16 protein-coding genes and 1 tRNA gene are annotated in these 20,631 nt (G+C 41.6%); 1 reads left to right on the top strand and 16 read right to left on the bottom strand.

Going from position 1 to position 20,631, the window contains the following annotated elements:
* The 15 genes from ACOB80_RS20765 to ACOB80_RS20695 form a co-directional block, all read right to left on the bottom strand.
* Positions 1-538: GTP-binding protein (locus ACOB80_RS20765; RefSeq protein ID WP_473167795.1), on the bottom strand; the 538-nt coding region annotated here is incomplete at its 3' end.
* 214 nt (positions 539-752) lie between these two features.
* The gene (fusA, locus tag ACOB80_RS20760) at positions 753-2,864 is read right to left on the bottom strand and encodes an elongation factor G (protein ID WP_473167794.1); all 2,112 of its coding nucleotides are present in this window, start codon (positions 2,862-2,864) and stop codon (positions 753-755) included.
* A gap of 159 nt (positions 2,865-3,023) precedes the next feature.
* Positions 3,024-3,497 carry a 30S ribosomal protein S7 gene (gene rpsG, locus ACOB80_RS20755; protein WP_473167793.1) on the bottom strand — a complete coding sequence of 158 codons (474 nt, stop codon included), beginning with the start codon at positions 3,495-3,497 and terminating at the stop codon, positions 3,024-3,026.
* A gap of 84 nt (positions 3,498-3,581) precedes the next feature.
* On the bottom strand, positions 3,582-3,956 hold the full coding sequence (gene rpsL, locus ACOB80_RS20750) for a 30S ribosomal protein S12 (RefSeq protein WP_473167792.1): 375 nt from the start codon (positions 3,954-3,956) through the stop codon (positions 3,582-3,584).
* A gap of 314 nt (positions 3,957-4,270) precedes the next feature.
* The gene (locus ACOB80_RS20745; protein ID WP_473167791.1) at positions 4,271-5,800 is read right to left on the bottom strand and encodes an AbgT family transporter; all 1,530 of its coding nucleotides are present in this window, start codon (positions 5,798-5,800) and stop codon (positions 4,271-4,273) included.
* Between the two features lie 193 nt (positions 5,801-5,993).
* On the bottom strand, positions 5,994-10,211 hold the full coding sequence (gene rpoC, locus ACOB80_RS20740) for a DNA-directed RNA polymerase subunit beta' (protein ID WP_473167790.1): 4,218 nt from the start codon (positions 10,209-10,211) through the stop codon (positions 5,994-5,996).
* A gap of 99 nt (positions 10,212-10,310) precedes the next feature.
* A complete protein-coding gene (gene rpoB / locus ACOB80_RS20735; protein WP_473167789.1) occupies positions 10,311-14,339 on the bottom strand; it encodes a DNA-directed RNA polymerase subunit beta in 4,029 nt (1,342 codons plus the stop codon).
* Between the two features lie 287 nt (positions 14,340-14,626).
* The gene (gene rplL / locus ACOB80_RS20730; RefSeq protein WP_473167788.1) at positions 14,627-14,995 is read right to left on the bottom strand and encodes a 50S ribosomal protein L7/L12; all 369 of its coding nucleotides are present in this window, start codon (positions 14,993-14,995) and stop codon (positions 14,627-14,629) included.
* A gap of 81 nt (positions 14,996-15,076) precedes the next feature.
* Entirely contained in the window at positions 15,077-15,571 is a 495-nt protein-coding gene (rplJ, locus tag ACOB80_RS20725; RefSeq protein ID WP_473167787.1) for a 50S ribosomal protein L10, read from the bottom strand.
* A 292-nt stretch (positions 15,572-15,863) separates the two neighbouring features.
* A complete protein-coding gene (gene rplA / locus ACOB80_RS20720; RefSeq protein WP_473167786.1) occupies positions 15,864-16,559 on the bottom strand; it encodes a 50S ribosomal protein L1 in 696 nt (231 codons plus the stop codon).
* 3 nt (positions 16,560-16,562) lie between these two features.
* Positions 16,563-16,991: a 50S ribosomal protein L11 gene (rplK, locus tag ACOB80_RS20715; RefSeq protein WP_074499541.1), complete on the bottom strand. Its 429-nt coding sequence runs from the start codon at positions 16,989-16,991 to the stop codon at positions 16,563-16,565.
* A 192-nt stretch (positions 16,992-17,183) separates the two neighbouring features.
* On the bottom strand, positions 17,184-17,753 hold the full coding sequence (gene nusG / locus ACOB80_RS20710; protein WP_473167785.1) for a transcription termination/antitermination protein NusG: 570 nt from the start codon (positions 17,751-17,753) through the stop codon (positions 17,184-17,186).
* 2 nt (positions 17,754-17,755) lie between these two features.
* Positions 17,756-18,136 carry a preprotein translocase subunit SecE gene (gene secE / locus ACOB80_RS20705; RefSeq protein ID WP_473167784.1) on the bottom strand — a complete coding sequence of 127 codons (381 nt, stop codon included), beginning with the start codon at positions 18,134-18,136 and terminating at the stop codon, positions 17,756-17,758.
* Positions 18,137-18,205: 69 nt separating this feature from the next.
* Positions 18,206-18,282 (bottom strand) — tRNA-Trp (locus ACOB80_RS20700).
* Positions 18,283-18,402: 120 nt separating this feature from the next.
* Entirely contained in the window at positions 18,403-18,642 is a 240-nt protein-coding gene (locus ACOB80_RS20695; protein ID WP_473167783.1) for a TIGR02922 family protein, read from the bottom strand.
* A gap of 261 nt (positions 18,643-18,903) precedes the next feature.
* Between ACOB80_RS20695 and ACOB80_RS20690 the strand changes: the two genes are divergently transcribed.
* Complete coding sequence (locus tag ACOB80_RS20690; protein ID WP_473167782.1) at positions 18,904-20,097, top strand: alpha/beta hydrolase-fold protein; 1,194 nt, start codon at positions 18,904-18,906, stop codon at positions 20,095-20,097.
* A gap of 465 nt (positions 20,098-20,562) precedes the next feature.
* On the opposite strand, the gene ACOB80_RS20685 is transcribed toward ACOB80_RS20690, so the two are convergent.
* Positions 20,563-20,631: EF-Tu C-terminal domain-related protein (locus tag ACOB80_RS20685; RefSeq protein WP_380298963.1), on the bottom strand; the 69-nt coding region annotated here is incomplete at its 5' end.

Genomic DNA, 20,631 nt, shown 5'->3' with positions numbered 1-20,631 from the left:
TCAATGCACCTAATGCAGAACCAGCGATAATTGGAAGGTCATCACCTGGGAAGTCGTACTCAGAAAGAAGTTCACGAACTTCCATCTCTACTAACTCAAGAAGTTCTTCGTCGTCTACCATGTCACACTTGTTCATGAATACGATGATGTAAGGTACACCAACCTGACGAGAAAGAAGGATGTGCTCACGAGTTTGTGGCATTGGACCGTCTGTCGCCGCTACTACTAAGATAGCGCCGTCCATTTGTGCAGCACCTGTGATCATGTTTTTAACATAATCGGCGTGACCTGGACAGTCTACGTGTGCGTAGTGACGAGTTTCTGTGTCATACTCGATGTGAGATGTATTGATCGTGATACCACGCTCACGCTCTTCTGGTGCGTTATCGATTTGTGCGAAATCGCGTACTTCACCACCGTGAGTTTTAGTTAATACTGCTGAGATAGCAGCAGTTAGAGTTGTTTTACCGTGGTCAACGTGACCGATAGTACCAACGTTAACGTGCGGTTTCGAACGTTCAAATTTTTCTTTAGCCATTTTAAAATTACCTTAAAAGAAAGTACTTAAATTTAAATTTAATATTTTTTTCTCTCAGCGAGAGTAAAAGACACAAAGTTAAGGTGCTAGATTGTAGGCAAGACGGGAGGTCTTGTCAAAATTTGCACAAACTTTCTGCCTTAACACAAACTCACTGGGAGCTTGTTGTTTTTTGAAAGGCTGAAATTCACCCTTTCAAATGCTTTATTCTCAATTAAACGATGCCGCCTCGGCCTTCGATAATCGAGTCTGCAACTGCTTTAGGTGCTTCTGCATATTGCTTGAATTCCATAGAGTATGAAGCTCTACCTTGAGTTGCACTTCGCAAATCTGTTGCATAGCCAAACATTTCAGCTAATGGCACAGACGCGTTAATAATTTTCAAACCGGCTGGACCTTCATCCATGCCTTCAACCATGCCGCGACGACGATTTAAGTCACCAACAACATCACCCATATTTTCTTCAGGTGTTGTTACTTCAACTTTCATCATAGGCTCAAGCAGCACAGGAGAAGCTTCCATTGCACCTTTTTTGAAGCCCATAGAACCGGCAACTTTAAACGCCATCTCATTTGAGTCAACGTCATGGAATGAACCATCGTATAAAGTTACTTTTACGTCTAGCATAGGGAAGCCAGCTAATACACCAGCATCCATTTGTTCCTTACAGCCTTTTTCGACTGCAGGAATGTATTCTTTTGGTACTACGCCACCAACAATCTCGTTAACGAACTCAAAACCTGCGCCTTCTTCAAGCGGCTCCATTTTAAGCCAAACATGACCGTATTGACCACGACCACCAGATTGACGAACAAATTTGCCTTCAACCTCAACAGATGAACGAATAGTTTCGCGGTACGAAACTTGAGGCTTACCAACATTACAATCAACGCTGAATTCACGCTTCATACGGTCAACGATAATATCTAAGTGAAGCTCGCCCATACCTGAAATAATGGTTTGGCCTGTTTCTTCATCAGTTTCAACACGGAATGAAGGATCTTCAGCAGCAAGTTTAGATAAAGCCACACCCATTTTTTCTTGGTCAGCTTTAGTTCTAGGCTCAACAGCAACAGAAATTACTGGCTCTGGGAATTCCATACGCTCAAGTGTAATTACTTTACCTGGATCACAAAGCGTATCACCCGTAGTTACATCTTTAAGACCAATAGCCGCAGCAATATCACCCGCGCGAACTTCTTTAATTTCTTGACGGTCATTAGAGTGCATTTGCACGATACGACCAAAGCGCTCTTTCTTACCTTTAACTGGGTTAAATACGCTGTCGCCAGTTTGAACAACACCAGAATAAACACGGAAGAAAGTTAACGTACCAACGAACGGGTCTGTTGCAATTTTAAATGCTAATGCAGCAAATGGCGCATCATCATCAGCTTCACGAGTACCTTCGGTTTCATTTTTATCGTCGTTAATACCTTTGATTGCTTCTACTTCAGTAGGAGAAGGAAGGTATTCAATAACCGCATCTAGAACCGCTTGCACACCTTTGTTCTTAAAGGCACTACCACAAGCAGTTAATACCACTTCGTTAGCAAGAGTACGCTTACGTAGAGCTGTTTTAATTTCTTCTTCTGACAGGTCACCCTCTTCTAGGTATTTTTCCATCAAATCATCATCGGCTTCTGCAGCTTCTGACACTAAGTTCTCACGCCATTCATCAGCAAGATCTTGCATGTCTTCTGGAATTTCTTCGTAAGTGAAAGTCATGCCCTGGTCTTCTTGATTCCAGTTAATTGCCTTCATCTTGATAAGATCGACAACTCCGGTGAAATCTTCTTCAGCACCAATAGCTAATTGAATAGGAACAGCGTTAGCACCTAGGCGGTCCTTCATTTGCTCAACAACATTGAGGAAATTAGCACCTGCACGGTCCATTTTATTCACGAAAACCATACGTGGTACTGAGTACTTTTCCATTTGACGCCAAACAGTTTCTGTTTGAGGTTGTACGCCTGAAGAGCCACAAAGAACTAAGACAGCGCCGTCAAGTACACGCAAAGAACGCTCTACTTCAATGGTAAAGTCAACGTGACCTGGAGTGTCGATAATATTGATGCGATGTTCATCGAACTGCGCATCCATACCACGCCAGAAACAAGTTGTTGCAGCAGATGTGATAGTAATACCACGTTCTTGCTCTTGCTCCATCCAGTCCATGGTCGCTGCACCGTCGTGTACTTCACCGATTTTATGAGATAAACCAGTGTAAAATAAGACACGTTCAGTTGTTGTTGTTTTGCCTGCGTCTACATGAGCACAAATACCAATATTACGGTAGCGTTCAATAGGTGTTGTACGGGCCACTTATAATTCCTTAGATCTTTTAAGATATAGTCGAATAGGCTCAATTACAGGATAGAATGTCGCCATTGGAACATATTTGACTATAGCCTAGTGTAGAAAAGCGTAGTTACCGTTTTATTAAAAACCGCAACTACGCTATCCATTAAGTTACTATCGTGATTACCAGCGATAGTGAGCGAACGCTTTGTTCGCTTCGGCCATACGGTGAACGTCTTCACGTTTCTTAACCGCTGAACCTTTGCTTTCAGATGCATCTAACATCTCGTTAGCAAGGCGCTGAGCCATTGATTTTTCACCACGTTTACGAGCTGCTTCAACTAACCAACGCATGGCTAGTGCATTACGACGAACTGGACGAACTTCAACTGGAACTTGGTAAGTTGAACCACCAACACGACGAGATTTAACTTCCACTTGTGGGCGGATGTTTTCTAGAGCTTCTTCGAAAAGGTCTAGGTGTTCTTTCTCGCTGTTCTTTTCCGCTAAGATGTCTAGTGCACCGTATACGATTTTTTCTGCAACTGCTTTTTTGCCATCAACCATAAGGATGTTGATGAATTTTGCTAATAGTTCATTTCCGAACTTCGGATCAGGTAATATTTTACGCTGACCGACTACGCGTCTTCTTGGCATTTTAAATTCTCCGAATTAGCTTCAGGATATTCCCAAAACAATTAATAAATAAAAGTTAGTTTGGCCTTACTTGACGGAGAACCGTTAAGATTTAGGGCGCTTAGCACCGTACTTAGAACGGCCTTGTCTACGATCGTTAACACCTGAACAGTCAAGTGCGCCACGAACAGTATGGTAACGTACACCAGGTAAGTCTTTAACACGACCACCACGGATTAAGATTACGCTATGCTCTTGTAAGTTGTGACCTTCACCACCGATGTAAGAAGTAACTTCGAAACCGTTAGTTAAACGAACACGAGCTACTTTACGTAGTGCTGAGTTAGGTTTTTTAGGTGTAGTAGTATATACACGAGTACATACACCACGACGTTGCGGACAAGCTTCTAACGCTGGAACGTTAGACTTCGCAACTTTCTTAGTACGTGGTTTACGTACTAATTGGTTAATAGTTGCCATTATAGCTCCTGATTAATTAAAACAATGTGTTATCCAATTGGATAAACACCTCTATAAACGTGAAAAATCGACCTTTATTGTCTGCAGCTATTTCTAGCACAGATTAAAAGGTCGCAGAATTCTAATGGTCAAGCATTAAACTGTCAAGAAAAATGCGTGTTTTAGTCTCAAAAGGATCCTTTCGATCATATCCGATCAAATAAAGCGGATCTTAAGGCTGATTGAGTTATGTTAGAAAGGTATAAATGGAACGTTGTATGTATGCTGCACTCATTAGATCAACGCAGATCTAATGAGTGCTTTTAATTATTCAGCTAGCCACCGTAGCTATAACTTGCACCTAAGCCTAATGGAATTCCTAATGCCCAGTATGCCATTAAGAAAACAGTCCATACGATTAGGAAACAAATAGAATAAGGTAGCATCATTGCGGTTAATGTACCTATACCTGCAGATTTCACATAGCGTTGACAGAATACAACCACTAATGGAAAGTAAGGCATTAACGGTGTAATAATGTTAGTACTCGAATCACCAATACGATACGCCGCTTGTGCTAAATCTGGTGATATACCCAGTTGCATCAACATCGGAATAAAGATTGGGGCCAATAACGCCCACTTAGCCGATGCAGAACCTACGAATAAGTTGATAATCCCGGTTAGGATAATAATACCCGTAATAGTAATACCACTAGGTAAAGCCATGGCTTTTAAGAACTCTGCACCTTTAACTGCAAGTAGAATACCTAAATTAGATTGACCAAACGCGTAAATAAACTGCGCAATAAAAAACATGATAACTAAGTAATAGCCCATGCCGTTCATTGCTTTTGTCATTCCCTCGATGAAGTCTTTTGATGTTTTCACTTTACCAATAACTAAACCGTAAACTAATCCAGGCACCATAAATAGTAAAAAGATAAGTGGCACAATTGAGCCCATCAAAGGCGCACTACTTGAGGTAAGCTCTCCTTGTGCATCTCGCCATGCTGAATCAGGAGACATAGTAGACCAAATTAGAATAGCGACACCTACAAGTACTGCTGTACATGCATACTTTAGTGCTTTCTTTTCTTTTTCTTCCAATGGCTCCATTTGCGGTAGGTCTTCAGTATCACCGTCTACAGGATTATTCTTAAGCTTAGGCTCAATCACTTTATCGGTAAGCAACCAACCAACGGCTGTAATAATAATTGATGATGCCATGGTGAAGTAGTAGTTATTTAAAGGGTTTAGTACTACTTTTGGATCTAAAATTTGAGCACCCGCTTGCGAGATCCCCTGTAACATTGGGTCGATAGCAGAAGGAAGAAAATTCGCGGAGAACCCACCAGACACACCAGCAAAAGCCGCAGCAATACCTGCTAAAGGATGACGGCCAGCAGCATAGAAGATAACACCACCAAGAGGAATGACTAATACGTAGCCTGCATCAACTGCAGAGTGGCTCGCAATACCAACTAAAATAACCATTGGTGTTAACAACCATGGTGCTGTCACAGACATAAGTGCCCGTAAGCCCGCATTAATAAATCCAAGGTGTTCGGCAATACCGATACCTAGCATAGCGACTAACACTACACCTACTGGGTGAAAGTGAGAGAAGTTTGTGACGATTTTAGTCATAAATTCAGTAAAAGCAGCTGGCGCTAATTGATTATTAATGGCCAACGCTTCACCTGTTCTAGGGTCGATAGCGTTAAAGTCTATACCTGATAAAGCCCAGGACAAAGCCCAAACAATAGCGAGTAAGAGAATAAAGAGAGCGGCAGGATCTGGAAGTTTGTTACCGACAATCTCAACGCGATTAAGTATGCGTTCGATAGTTGATGGGGAAGACATGCTTATCCTTTTATTGTTATTTTTAAGTTAGTATGAGTATCAAAGTGATTTAATTAACTTAATTCACAGACACCTAGTTTACACATGCTTTGACACATATTGAAACAGCTTTGTGAAAACTAAAAGAGGATATATAAAAAAAGCCCTGTAAGTAATTACTTACAGGGCTTTCTAATTTGATTAAAAGTTAAGCTTATTCAGCAGAACCTTCTTCGAAGTCAGCGTTTAAAGCATCTGTTAATGCTTGAGCTGCTTCATCAGCTGATACTGTTACTTCTTCTTCAACCTCAGCAGCACGTTTGCGTGCACGCTCTTGGTGATAAGCATAACCTGTACCCGCAGGGATCAGACGACCAACGATTACGTTCTCTTTCAAGCCACGTAGTGTATCTTTCTTACCACTTACAGCAGCTTCTGTAAGAACACGTGTTGTCTCTTGGAACGATGCAGCAGAAATAAATGATTCTGTTGCAAGTGACGCTTTCGTGATACCCATCATTTGGATTTCGAATTCAGCTGGTTGCTTGCCTTGCGCTTCTAACTCACGGTTAGCGATGCGAACGCGTGCAACTTCAACTTGCTCACCTTTAAGGAATTCAGAATCACCGCCATCCATAATTTCACACTTACGGATCATTTGACGAACGATTACTTCGATGTGCTTATCGTTAATCTTTACACCTTGTAGGCGGTAAACATCTTGAACTTCGTTTACGATGTAATTAGCAACAGGTGCTACACCACGTAAACGTAGGATGTCATGTGGTGACTCAGGACCATCGGCGATAACTTCACCTTTAGTAACAGATTCACCTTCGAACACGTTAAGTTGACGCCACTTAGGAATCATCTCTTCGTATACTTCACCGCTTGGTTGCGTGATTAATAAACGACGCTTACCTTTAGTTTCTTTACCGAAACCAATGATACCCGTTTTCTCTGCTAGAATTGCAGGCTCTTTCGGCTTACGCGCTTCAAATAAGTCAGCAACACGTGGAAGACCACCGGTAATATCACGAGTCTTCGAAGACTCTTGTGGGATACGTGCTAACGCATCACCGATATTAACCTCTGCACCATCTTCTAGGTTAACAATCGCGTTACCTGGTAAGAAGTATTGTGCTGGAATTTCAGTACCAGCGATCATTACATCGTTACCTTTAGCGTCAACTAGCTTAACCATAGGGCGCATTTCTTTACCCGCAGAGCTACGTTGACCAGCATCTGTTACCACGATGCTAGATAGGCCTGTTAACTCATCTGTTTGACGAGTCATTGTTAAACCTTCTACAAGGTCAACAAATTTGATCTTACCCGCTACCTCAGTGATGATCGGGTGAGTATGAGGGTCCCAGTTTGCGACCACTTCACCAGCGCTAATTGCTTCACCGTCGGCTTTCGCTAATGTTGTACCATAAGGCACTTTATAACGCTCTTTCTCACGACCTAGTTCATCGATAACAGTAAGCTCTGTTGAACGTGAAGTAATTACCGCATGACCTTCAGAGTTATTTACAAACTTAGCGTTTTGTAACTTCAATGTACCCGTGTTCTTAACTTGAACAGAGTTTTCAGCTGACGCTCGAGATGCCGCACCACCAATGTGGAATGTACGCATCGTTAACTGTGTACCTGGCTCACCAATTGATTGAGCAGCTACAACACCAACCGCTTCACCTTGGTTAATCATATGACCACGAGCCAAATCACGACCGTAACAGTGTGCACAAATACCAAAGTCAGTCGCACAAGTAATAATTGAACGTACTTTAACTTGGTCTACAGAATGCTCTTCTAACGTGTCACATAATTTTTCATCAATTAATGTGTTACGCGGAAGTAATACGTCTTCTGTACCTGGGATTAATACATCTTCAGCTACAACACGACCTAGAACACGCTCACGTAATGGTTCAACAACGTCACCACCTTCGATAAGTGGAGTCATTAAGATACCTTCTTCGGTCCCACAATCGTGCTCAGTTACAACTAAATCTTGTGCAACATCAACTAGACGACGAGTTAGGTAACCCGAGTTAGCTGTTTTAAGTGCCGTATCGGCAAGACCTTTACGCGCACCGTGAGTTGAGATGAAGTACTGAAGTACGTTTAGACCTTCACGGAAGTTAGCAGTAATTGGCGTTTCGATGATTGAGCCATCCGGCTTAGCCATTAGACCACGCATACCCGCTAGCTGACGAATTTGTGCCGCACTACCACGAGCACCCGAGTCCGCCATCATGTAGATTGAGTTGAAAGAATCTTGCTCTTCCATCTCACCTTCGCGGTTTTCAACTTGCTCTTTAGAAAGGTTATCCATCATCGCTTTCGATACTTTTTCGTTAGCAGATGACCAGATATCGATAACTTTGTTGTATTTCTCACCAGCCGTTACAAGACCTTGCTCGAACTGTGCTTGAATTTCTTCAACTTCAGCTTCAGCACCGTCGATAATGGTGTACTTCTCATCAGGAATAACCATATCGTCGATACCAACCGATGCACCAGCTACCATCGCGTAATGGAAACCTGTATACATGATGTGGTCAGCAAAAATAACGGTGTCTTTAAGACCTAAGCTACGGTATGCATGGTTAATCAGCTTAGAAATTGGCTTTTTACCAAGCGGTTGGTCAATTAATGAGTAAGGTAAGCCCTTTGGACAAACCTGCCATAAAATAGCACGACCAACAGTAGTATCACGTAAGTTAGTATGAGCGACTAGCTCACCTTCGTCGTTACGAATGTATTCAGTAATACGAATTTTTACGCGAGCGTGAAGTTCAGCTACACCGGTACGGTAAGCTTTTTCAGCTTCTTTCGTATCAGCGAATACCATGCCTTCACCTAAACCGTTTACACGTTCACGTGTAAGGTAGTACAGACCTAATACAACGTCTTGTGAAGGAACGATAATTGGGTCACCGTTCGCTGGAGAAAGAACGTTGTTAGTAGACATCATTAATGCACGAGCTTCTAACTGAGCTTCTAGCGTTAATGGTACGTGTACCGCCATTTGGTCACCATCGAAGTCAGCGTTATACGCCGCACAAACCAATGGATGTAAGTGAATAGCTTTACCTTCGATTAGAACTGGTTCGAATGCTTGGATACCCAGTCTATGAAGTGTAGGTGCACGGTTAAGTAGTACTGGATGCTCACGAATTACTTCGTCTAATACGTCCCATACCTCTGCGCCTTCGCGCTCAACTAATTTCTTAGCTGCTTTAATTGTTGTCGCTAAACCACGAGCTTCTAACTTACCGTAGATGAATGGCTTGAATAGCTCAAGAGCCATCTTCTTAGGAAGACCACATTGGTGAAGACGTAACGTTGGACCTACTGTGATTACAGAACGACCTGAGTAGTCAACACGCTTACCTAGAAGGTTTTGACGGAATCGACCTTGCTTACCTTTAATCATGTCAGCAAGTGATTTTAATGGACGTTTGTTTGAACCAGTAATTGCACGGCCACGACGACCGTTATCAAGAAGTGCATCAACAGACTCTTGAAGCATACGTTTTTCGTTACGTACAATAATGTCTGGTGCAACTAGGTCTAATAGACGCTTCAAACGGTTGTTACGGTTGATTACACGACGGTAAAGGTCGTTCAAATCAGACGTAGCAAAACGACCGCCATCTAGTGGAACTAGAGGACGTAAATCTGGTGGAAGAATTGGAAGAACAGACATGATCATCCACTCAGGCTTGTTGCCTGACTGAGCGAATGCTTCCATTAACTTCAAGCGCTTAGTGATTTTCTTACGCTTAGTTTCAGAACCGATTTCAGGTAACTCTTCACGCATTTGTGAAATTTCGCCTTCTAAATCGATTTGTTGAAGAAGTGCTAATACCGCTTCTGCACCCATTAGTGCATCGAACTCGTCACCGTGCTCTTCTAGTGCATCTAAGTACTCTTCTTCTGTTAAAATTTGGCTCTTTTCAAGCGTTGTCATACCTGGCTCTGTTACCACGTATGATTCAAAGTAAAGTACACGCTCAATGTCACGAAGTGTCATGTCTAGTAATAGACCGATACGTGATGGCAGTGACTTAAGGAACCAAATGTGAGCGACTGGACTCGCTAATTCGATATGACCCATACGGTCACGACGAACTTTTGTTAATGTAACTTCAACGCCACACTTTTCACAAATTACACCACGGTGCTTAAGACGCTTGTACTTACCACAAAGACATTCGTAATCTTTTACTGGGCCGAAGATACGAGCACAGAAAAGGCCGTCACGCTCAGGCTTGAACGTACGATAGTTAATTGTCTCAGGCTTTTTAACTTCACCGTATGACCATGAACGGATCATATCTGGAGAAGCTAATCCGATGCGAATACCATCGAATTCTTCAGTTTGATTTTGTTGCTTAAGAAACTTAAGTAAATCTTTCACACTATCTCTCCTGTCGGAGTTAATCTTGAGAAGAAGGCGCTCATTTTCTTATTTGCGCCTTCTCCGCTTACTGATTCTGCTCAGCTACGCTAGGTCCAACTATTCTTCGTCTAATTCAATGTTGATACCTAAAGAACGGATTTCTTTAAGTAATACATTGAATGACTCAGGAATACCTGGCTCCATGCGGTGATCGCCGTCAACAAGGTTCTTGTACATCTTAGTACGACCATTTACGTCATCCGACTTAACCGTCAACATTTCTTGTAGAGTATAGGCAGCACCGTATGCTTCTAATGCCCATACCTCCATCTCACCGAAACGCTGACCACCGAATTGCGCCTTACCACCCAACGGTTGTTGAGTAACAAGACTGTAAGAACCAGTAGAACGAGCATGCATTTTGTCGTCAACTAAGTGGTTCAGTTTCAGCATGTACATGTAACCTACAGTTACAGGACGCTCAAACCTACGGCCAGTACGACCGTCCGTTAAGTTGAACTGACCGCTTTCTGGCATATCAGCAAGCTTAAACAGGTCTTTAATTTCTCTTTCGCTAGCACCGTCGAATACAGGTGTAGCAATCGGTAAACCTTCACGTAGGTTTTGTGCAAGACGCATAATCTCGTCATCAGAGAAGTTATCGATATCAACTTCTTGACGTGATTCGCCTAACTCATAAACCTCTTTTAAGAAGCTACGTAGTTTTTCAACTTTTTGTTGCGCCTTAATCATACGGTCAATCTTTTCACCGATACCGCGTGCCGCCATACCTAAGTGAGTTTCTAAGATCTGACCGATGTTCATACGAGATGGTACACCCAATGGGTTAAGTACGATATCTACCGGAACACCATTTTCATCGTATGGCATGTCTTCCACAGGAACAACGTTTGAGATAACACCCTTGTTACCGTGACGACCAGCCATCTTATCACCAGGTTGAATACGACGTTTAACAGCTAGGTATACTTTAACAATCTTAAGTACGCCCGGTGCTAAATCATCACCTTGAGTGATCTTACGACGCTTGATTTCATATTTCTTATCGAAGTCAGCTTTGATGGTATCGTATTGCTCGGCGATTTGCTCAAGCTCAGACTGTTGGCCTTCGTCGCTAAGATTTTGAACTAACCACTTGTCGCGAGACATGCTGTTTAAGTCAGTTTCATTTAAACCGGCAGAAAGAAGAAGTTTCTTAGCACGAGCATAAATACCATCTTCTAAGATAGAGAACTCATCACCTAAATCTTTCTTAACTTCTTTAAGCTGCATTTCTTCAATTTCTAATGCACGCTTGTCTTTCTCTACACCATCACGTGTGAAGATTTGAACATCGATGATAGTACCTGAAACAGAGTTAGGTACACGTAAAGAGCTATCTTTAACATCAGCTGCTTTCTCACCGAAAATTGCACGTAGAAGTTTTTCTTCTGGCGTTAATTGCGTTTCACCTTTAGGCGTTACTTTACCTACTAAGATGTCACCGCCTTTCACTTCAGCACCAATGTAAACAACACCTGATTCATCAAGCTTGCTTAATGCCGACTCACCAACATTTGGAATGTCTGGTGTAATTTCTTCAGCACCTAGCTTAGTATCACGAGCGATACAGCTAAGTTCTTGAATGTGAATAGTCGTGAAACGGTCTTCTTGAACTACGCGCTCAGAAAGTAGCATCGAATCCTCGAAGTTGTAACCATTCCAAGGCATGAATGCTAGACGCATGTTTTGACCAAGTGCTAATTCACCTAAGTCAGTAGAAGGACCATCCGCTAGTACATCACCACGAATAACTGGTTCGCCTTGACGAACAGTAGGACGTTGGTTAATACAAGTGTTTTGGTTAGAACGTGTGTACTTAGTTAAGTTGTAGATATCAATACCTGCTTCACCAGCAACCATTTCATCTTCGTTAACTTTAACAACGATACGAGAAGCATCTACGTAGTCGATAACACCACCACGTTTTGCAACAGCAGTTACACCAGAGTCAACTGCTACGATCTTCTCCATACCAGTACCAACAAGTGGCTTGTCTACTTTTAACGTAGGAACCGCTTGACGTTGCATGTTCGAGCCCATCAAGGCACGGTTAGCATCATCGTGTTCTAGGAATGGAATAAGCGATGCTGCCACAGAAACGATTTGCTGAGGAGAAACGTCCATGTACTGAACTTGTTCAGCAGACATTAACGTAAATTCGTTTTTGTGACGACATGGTACTAGACCGTCTTTTAGTTTACCGTCTTCATCAACTTCCGCGTTCGTTTGTGCGATCACGAAGTTACCTTCTTCGATTGCAGATAAGTAATCTACTTCGTCAGTAACAACGCCATCAACGATCTTACGGTATGGCGTTTCTAAGAAACCGTAATCGTTAGTACGCGCATAACAAGAAAGCGAGTTGATCAAACCGATGTTTGGACCTTCAGGCGTTTCGATTGGACATACACGACCATAGTGAGTTGGATGTACGTCACGTACTTCGAAGCCTGCACGTTCACGCGTAAGACCACCTGGGCCTAATGCTGAGATACGACGCTTGTGTGTTACTTCTGATAACGGGTTGTTTTGATCCATGAACTGTGAAAGTTGAGATGAACCAAAGAATTCTTTAACCGCAGCAGAGATAGGTTTAGCATTGATAAGATCTTGTGGCATTACTGCATCTAAGTCGCCTAAAGATAGACGCTCACGTACAGCACGCTCAACACGAACTAAACCTACACGGAATTGGTTTTCAGCCATTTCACCAACTGAACGAATACGACGGTTACCTAAGTGGTCAATATCATCCACTTCGCCTTTACCGTCACGAATATCGATCAAAGTTTTCATTACTTGGATGATATCGTCGTTAGAAAGTGTGCCTTCGCCCTTAGAATCTTCGAAACCAACACGACGGTTGAACTTCATACGACCAACATTTGAAAGGTCGTAACGCTCTAGAGAGAAGAATAAGTTAGCAAATAATGCTTCTGCAGCATCCTTTGTTGGTGGCTCACCAGGACGCATCATGCGATAGATTTCAACAAGCGCTTCTAAACGGTTTGTTGATGAATCGATACGCAGAGTATCAGACATATATGAACCAACATCGAACTCGTTCATATATAAAGTATCAATTTGCTTGTGACCTGCTTGGCTTAAAGCAGCTAATAGCTCAAGTGTAATCTCAGCATTTGCTTCAGCGATTACTTCACCTGTTGACTCGTCAACGTAAGCTTTAGAAAGCACTTTGCCTACGATGTATTCTGCTGGTACTTCTAATTCAGATACATTTTCTTTAGATAAAGTACGAATATGACGAGCGGTAATACGTCGGCCTTGCTCTACCAAAACGTCGCCATTTGGCATTTTGATATCAAAAGTCGCAGTTTCACCACGTAAGCGCTCAGGAACAAGTTCCATGATTAGCTTATCGCCTTTGATTTCGTAGCCGGTTGTGTCGTAGAAAATGTCTAAGATTTCTTCAGAAGAGAAATCTAATGCACGTAAGATAATTGACGCCGGTAACTTACGACGGCGGTCTATACGTACGAATAGGTTATCTTTAGGGTCAAATTCGAAATCTAACCAAGAACCACGATAAGGAATAACGCGTGCATTATAAAGCACTTTACCCGAAGAGTGAGTTTTACCTTTATCGTGATCGAAGAATACGCCTGGAGAACGGTGTAATTGAGATACGATTACACGCTCTGTACCATTGATAACAAACGTACCGTTGTCGGTCATCAATGGGATTTCACCCATATATACTTCTTGTTCTTTGATATCTTTTACAGTACCCGCTGGAGCATCTTTATCGTAGATGACTAAGCGTAATTTAACGCGAAGCGGAGCTGAATATGTTACGCCACGAATTTGACACTCTTTAACGTCAAATAGTGGTTCGCCTAAGCGATAGCTAACGAATTGTAATTCAGAGCTACCAGAATAAGCTTTAATTGGAAAAATAGAACGAAACGCGGCTTCTAAACCTGTTTCACCAGAAGGATCAATATCAATAAACTTTCGGAAAGATTCGAGTTGGATTGACAACAAGAATGGGTAATCCATTACTTGCGCGCTTTTACCAAAGTCCTTTCGAATTCGTTTCTTTTCAGAATAAGAGTAAACCATGGGGTTCCTCAGCTAGCTGGTTATGGCCGAATCTGCCTTAAAAATACCAATTGGACTAAATAATTGATCATAATAATAATTGTTATTTTGACCACTTATCTAATCCAATTGGTATCAGACAGGGTATTGCTGTGATGTTTTCACATCAAATAATGCACTGTTTTCGTTTAAAAAAAAACCTCTTATCATAGCTTTTTAAAAAACGAACTTCTTTAGCGCAAAAAGGCCGGTGACGTTTAAATCACCAGCCATTGCCTTTTCAGGCAAATAATCTGTCGTTAAACAGATTATTTAAGTTCAACAGTTGCGCCTGCCGCTTCAAGTTCTTCTTTAAGAGCTTCAGCTTCTGCTTTGTCAACGCCTTCTTTAAGTGCTTTAGGTGCACCTTCAACAAGCTCTTTCGCTTCTTTAAGGCCAAGACCAGTAGCACCACGTACTGCTTTGATTACAGCAACTTTCTTATCGCCGAAACCAGTTAAGATTACGTCGAATTCAGTTTGCTCTTCAGCAGCACCACCAGCGTCACCGCCAGCTACAGCAACAGCAGCTGCAGCAGATACGCCGAACTTCTCTTCCATTGCTTCTACTAATTCAACAACGTCCATTACTGACATTTCAGCAATAGCATTTAGGATATCGTCTTTAGAAATAGACATCTTTAATTTCCTGTTTAAGTGACAGCCATTTGGCTGTGATAATAACTATTAATACAAAAAGCGAATGTTGCCAAGCAACGATTATGCAGCTTCTTGTTCTTTCTGATCGCGTACTGCAGCAAGAGTGCGGGCAAGTTTGCCTGCAGATGCTTCTTTCATAGCGCTCATTAAACGTGCAATTGCTTCGTCGTAAGTAGGTAGCTTAGCTAACATATTTACGTCTACAGCGTTACCTTCGAATGCCGCAGCTTTTAATTCAAATGCTTCGTTAGTTTTAGCGAAGTCAGAGAATAAACGCGCTGCTGCACCTGGATGCTCGTTTGAAAATGCAATTAATGAAGGACCTTTAAGTGTATCAACAACACACTCAAATTCAGTACCTTCTAATGCGCGACGTGCTAATGTGTTACGGACAACTTTCATCCATACGCCATTTTCACGAGCTTCTTTACGCAAAGTAGTAATTGCTTCAACTGTAACACCGCGAGAATCCGCGATTACAGCTGACTGAGCGCCAGTGGCAGCTTCTTGAACTTCAGCAACAATTGCTTTTTTGTCATCAAGATTGATAGCCATTGGCTTTAACTCCTGGTTCAACCGGATATTCCGGTATTAACATATCTTCAAGTTTCCTTGAAGTCTTTACGGCGAGAGCCAGAAATTTAAGGAAATATCTGGGTAATCACCATCTACGCAGGAAACTATTAAGTATTTAGTCCAAAAGGAATAAACACTCCTGCGGTCTTTGACGGGGTCGTATAATTTAATTTGATAATCAAATAAATAACGACACCTACCAAAATTTAAGGGGCGAAATTATAGTCTATAAATCCGCCCACGTAAAGCTTATAAAAGCAATATCAAAAAATTAAAGTACTAAGCTACCTTGGTCAACTGAAACACCAGCGCCCATAGTAGTAGAAACAGAAACTTTCTTGATAAATTGACCTTTAGCATTAGCAGGCTTAGCTTTCTTAAGCGCTTCTAATAATGCTTCTAGGTTCTCTTTTAATTTAGCGTCGTCGAAATCAACCTTACCGATAGTAGTATGGATGATACCGTTCTTGTCGTTACGGTAACGAATCTGACCAGCTTTAGCGTTGTTAACAGCAGTAGTAACGTCTGGAGTAACTGTGCCAACTTTAGGGTTAGGCATAAGGCCACGTGGACCTAAGATTTGGCCTAACTGACCAACAACACGCATTGCGTCTGGCGTAGCGATTACTACGTCAAAGTCCATGTTGCCAGCTTTAACTTGCTCAGCTAAGTCTTCCATACCAACTACGTCTGCACCAGCTTCTTTAGCTTTGTCAGCGTTAGCGCCTTGAGTAAACACTGCAACGCGAACGTCACGACCAGTACCGTGTGGTAAAACTGTAGCACCACGAACGTTTTGGTCTGATTTACGAGCATCGATACCAAGGTTAACAGCAACGTCCACACTTTCACGGAAGTTAGCAGTCGCTAATTCTTTTAAAAGCGTTAATGCTTCGTTGATTTCGTAATCTTTTAATACGTCTACTTTTTCACGGATAAGACGAGCGCGCTTTGATAATTTAGCCATTGATTAGTCCTCTACCACTAAACCCATTGCACGAGCAGAACCCGCGATTGTACGTACTGCAGCGTCCATAGAACCTGCTGTTAAGTCTGGTTCTTTAGTCTTAACGATTTCTTCAAGTTGTGCACGTGTAACAGTACCAACTTTCTCAGTGTTAGGACGACCTGAACCTGACTTGATGCCAGCCGCTTTCTTAAGTAAGTAAGAAGCAGGTGGAGTTTTTGTTTCGAACGTGAAAGAACGGTCGTTGTATACAGTAATTACTACTGGAACTGGAGCGCCTTTCTCAAGAGAATCTGTTTTTGCGTTAAATGCTTTACAGAATTCCATGATGTTTACACCGTGTTGACCTAGTGCAGGACCAACTGGTGGTGACGGGTTTGCTGCACCAGCAGCAACTTGTAGCTTGATTAAAGCTTCGACTTTTTTAGCCATCTTTAATTACCTTAGTTATGGGTATTATCGCTAGTTCTTCCGAACACAACACTTAGGTAAGTGTTAGCTCCCCGGGTTAAAATTTTTGCGTTTTTCGCGTCAATTTTCATCAACACAAATAAAAACGGCAGCGGATTATAAATTAATCATCGCTGCCGATTCAAGATCTTTTTTAAGGATAGTTAAAATTAACTAGTTGCCCTTTTCAACTTGACCGAATTCAAGATCAACTGGCGTTGAACGACCAAAGATAAGTACTGATACTTTAATACGGTTTTTCTCGTAATCAAGTTCTTCAACAACACCGTTAAAGTCAGCAAATGGACCGTCGATTACACGCACCACTTCACCCACTTCAAACAATGTCTTAGGCTTAGGCGCATCGCTGTCTTCTAGACGCTGTAAAATACGATCCGCTTCTTTTTGCGTGATAGGCATAGGGCGATCTGATGTACCACCGATAAAACCTAATACACGTGGAACAGACTTAACTAAATGCCACGCTTCTTCATCCATCGCCATTTCAACTAGCACATAACCAGGGAAGAATTTTCGAGCAGACTTACGTTTTTGACCTGCACGCATTTCTACTACTTCTTCAGTCGGTACTAGAATTTGACCAAACTTATCTTCTAAGCCATGGATTTCAATGTGCTCGATTAGAGTTTTTTGAACACGTGCTTCGTAACCTGAAAACGCTTGTACAACATACCAGCGAAGTTTAGGTTTCGTGCTTTCAGTTACGCTATTTTCTTCAGACATTTTTACACCTGTACGCCGGTAATAAAGCCAACAACTTCAAATAATACAGAGTCTAGACCCCATAACACTAATGACATAATTAAAGTTGCTACTAAAACGATACCCGTTGTTTGAATCGCTTCTTGACGCGTTGGCCAAACAACTTTTCTAGTTTCTGTACGAGCTTCCTTTGCGAAGGTAATGAAAGTGCGACCTTTTTCTGTTTGACCAGCAATTAGGCCTGCAATGATAACTGCAGCAACAACACCAATCGCTCTAAACAATACTGATTGCTCGGCAAACATGTAGTTACCAACAACTGCGCCCGCTAATAAAAGCACAACAATTACCCATTTTACTGAGTCTAGAGAACCACCTGTAGGGTTTTCTGTACTTGCGTTCATACTATTACCTGTTTAATTAACTGCTTATATTCAAGCAAAAGACGTTAATCATTAACGTACTTAAAAATTTGGCAGGGGTAGAGAGATTCGAACTCCCAACCGTCGGTTTTGGAGACCGCTGTTCTACCAATTGGAACTATACCCCTAAATTCAACTAATTTTAGTTACACTTGTCGGGTGATGTCTTAGTTTGTTTGGGAAATAAGAGATACTCGAGAAGTGAGGGGCTATTATACTGAGTCAATTTATTTACTCAAGTGAAATTGTTATAGGGGTATAGAATTAGTTTTATTTTCGATTAAAAACTGGTCGTGACCAACGATTCGATCACCAATTTTGTTTAAAATGCTAATCTCTCCTTCACACACAGCGACAATAGATTTACCTTTCTTGAACTGCTCAGGAATAATTACCCGGCCATTATCGTTAACACTAAACTCTGCACAATCGCTGTGAAGCTCCAAAGATTGCTCAGAATAATAAATAACAGTCACCAACTTTTTCATACTTAACTTTACCTCAAGAGCACCACTTCACAACTTCCTGCAATTAGTTCCGCTAGAAGATTTATAAGCCTACCTAACGAAAAGCCGCTCCAAGGCTGGTGCAAATATAACCAAAAATTGTGGAAAAAATGTGGAAAGCTAATATGTTTGGTTAAATTTCATTCTGTCCTGTCGTTGACTTAGTACGAAGCAATTAGTAGGTTAAGAAAAAGTTAACAAAAAATTAACCCGAACTAATAATAATTAAGAAGGAACTATGAGATGAGATCGGTTTTATTATTTATCTTGATGCTAATTTTCGTTTGTTTTCAATCTATAGCTAAGAGCAATCAAGAACAAATCAACCTCGGTTTTAAAACAACCTTTGCCTCTAAAATACTTAAGGAAGAGCGTGAGCTTTGGATAAATTTACCCGAGAATTATTCTAGAAATAAACGCTACCCTGTCATTTATTTACTCGATGGAGCAACAAATTTTGCTCATACTACCGCAGCAGTAAACTACCTACCACAAGCAGAGTTGATGCCCGAAGTTATCGTCATTGGCATTGCAAGTAAATCAAGTAGCACAAGGTGGCGAGACTTTACCCCAAGTGAAGATCCAAGGCGCAAAGATTCTGGTCGCGCAAACCAATTTCTCAACTTCCTAGAGTTAGAGTTAATACCCCATATTGAAAAAGAATACAGTACTGAGAAATTTAGAATAATAAGCGGTAGCTCTTTAGCCGGTCTTTTGGTTTTACACTCTTTTCACACTAGACCTGATTTGTTTCAAGCCCATTTTGCATATAGCCCTTCTCTTTTTTACAACGATAAACAAACCACCAAAGATGTTATTTCGTTCATCAGAGATACTAAAGAACATAAAAACTACTTATACGTCAATATCGGTGATGAAGGGTTGAAAAGTGATCATCCCAGTGGATTAGGTATGAGAAGCTCTGTTAAAGAGTTAAAACAAGCGTTAGATGCCAAAGTACCGCAAGGACTTATTTATAAAGTAGATTTTTTTGATAATGAAAAACACATAACAACCCCTGTAGTGGGCAATTTCCAAGCGCTACGCAACCTTTACGAGCCTTGGTATGTTCCTTTTGAGCCATTTAGCAGCGGGTTAAACGCGATAAATGAATACTATTATATGCTCTCAAAAAGGTTTAATTATGCTATCAAACCTCTCGAGTCGTTAATCGATCAAGCCGGGTTCTATCAGCTTCGAAGCAAAAACAATCCAGATGAAGCTATCGCCCTTTTTAAATTAAATATAGAAAACCATCCGCAGTGTATTAACTGTTACAATAGTTTGGCAGTTGCGTATCAACAAAAAGGCCAACTAAACCAAGCCATTTTAGCGCTTGACAAGGCACTTAGCACCAAGGGTATAAACAGCGAACAACTCGCCACGATAAAGAAGCGTAAAAAAGAAGTTCTCGACGCGCGAAAAAGTACGGAGTAGTAAAGAGCTTTTCCAAAGAGCTTAGTGGTTTGTATTAAGGCAATTGACGAGGAAGCTGTTTTAGTATGTACGGCTTACGTAAATCATTAATGATTTATCCTACGAGCAGAGCTCTTCGGGCAATACTAAAAAATGTCCATTGGGACATTTTCCTTAACGTATTCCTCATCACGGAACACCGTGAAGCTGTCCGTACTTTTCGTAGGCGCACAAAAAAGGCCGCTTACGCGACCTTTTTCTTGGGTTGTTTAAAAATCATTAGTCAATGATTTTTGATACAACACCAGCACCTACTGTACGGCTCTCAGCATCGTCGCAGAGCTCCTCGCCCTCGTTTACTAAAATTGGTCAACTGTGACCAATTTCTTAACATGCTCGGTCTTCACGTCCGCTCGGTGGCCAAAAATAAAAAAGAGCGCCTAAGCGCTCTTTTTCTAGATGTTCGATGTGAACTAAGAATCGATATTAGTCGATGATCTTAGATACAACACCAGCACCTACTGTACGGCCACCTTCACGGATTGCGAAGCGTAA

This window comes from Thalassotalea coralli (assembly GCF_055786205.1).
The sequence above is the reverse complement of the archived record's forward strand: the minus strand, read 5'-3'. Positions and strand labels throughout refer to the sequence as shown.